General features: G+C 68.0%; 1 protein-coding gene. It reads left to right on the top strand.

Features of this window, described 5'->3' with window-relative positions; genetic code table 11:
* Positions 1 to 727 precede the first annotated feature (727 nt).
* Positions 728 to 1355, top strand: a 628-nt coding sequence (locus tag ACWEBX_RS40800; RefSeq protein ID WP_451889734.1) for a Scr1 family TA system antitoxin-like transcriptional regulator, incomplete at its 3' end; no start/stop codon positions are given.

The raw sequence follows: 1355 nt of genomic DNA, 5'->3' as shown, positions 1-1355 counted from the left end.
CTGGTCGGGTTCGAGGAGTCCGGGGATGCCGAGGTAGTCCTGCTCCTCCGCGCTGCCCGGGTGGGCCTGCATGCCGACCCCTACCTCCCGGCACGCCCGGAGTGGTTGATCCTCCACGGCACGGGACGTCGATCGTGAGCGTGGCGAACCCGTCGGCGCAGTGAGTCCAGTAGGTCGCTCCACCACTTCGGGCTGATGGCCGCCTGACACAAGGGCCAACCGATCCTCTCCAGGTTCCGACGAATATTCCGGCGCGGCCCCGGGGTTGCCTTACGCGGGCGAGGCCGTGGCCGGCCGCATCGGCCATCCGGCGCTCACCCCGCCCTGGCACCATTTCGACGAAGCCGCCGCCCTCTTCCATGTCAGCATCCTCGGTCCGGGTCGCCCCGGGAGAGTGTCGACGTCGTCGACTCCCGCAACCACGCAGGTGCATGCCCCTCGACGGCGACTGCGCGGGATCTCTGGAGCACAGGGAGTCTCCGCAGCAGGGCAGGTATGGCGCATTGCTTGCTTGTGGCGGGTGTGGATGCGTTCGTGATGGAGCTTGGCCGGTTGGTGGCAGGGGGTGGGCCGGCGTGGGAGGAAGCGCTTGTGCTGGAAAGCTTTCTGCCTGATGCTCAACTCCAGGTGGCTGTTGTGTATTGGGCTGTGGGCCGTATCGCGGCGTGCGAGGTTGCAGGCGTAGGTATGGCGTGCTGCCGGATGGCGTTGTGGCAGGAGGATGGGTGTGCCGCTGAATGATCCGGCGTTGCAACGGCGCAGGCTGCGGGAGCAGTTGCGCCGCTTACGGGAGTCGAAGCATCTGACGCAGAAAGCCGTGGCCGAGCAGCTGGAATGGTCGCATTCGAAGATCATTCGAATTGAGTCGGGAACGGTGGGGATCTCGATCACGGATCTCCGGGCTCTGCTGGCGCTGTACGGCGTGGCGGACGCGGCGCAGGTCGACACGATGGTGTCGATGGCGCGGGCGGCGAAGGAACGTCCGTGGTGGGATGCGTACAAGAACATGGCACCGCAGGCGTTCGTGGTGTCCATCGCGTATGAGAACGCCGCGTCGGTGATCCGGAACTTCGAGCCCGACCTGGTGCCCGGTCTGCTCCAGACGGAGGAGTACGCGCGCGAGGTCCTGCAGTGGACCTCACCGCCCGAGCAGGCGGGGCCTCGGGCGGATCTGCGCCTGGAGCGGCAGGAGCGGTTGTTCCGGCCGGACGGGCCGGAGATGCACTTCATCGTCGATGAGGCGGCACTGGCACGGACACGTGGAGGAGCTGTGGCGCCGCCGGGAGATCGCCCGTCCGGCTCTCGCCTACGCGGCCCGCGCCACGGCACCGCTGCCCGCACCACCGCCCTGGCCG

Source organism: Streptomyces sp. NPDC005070 (assembly GCF_053600395.1).
The sequence above is the reverse complement of the archived record's forward strand: the minus strand, read 5'-3'. Positions and strand labels throughout refer to the sequence as shown.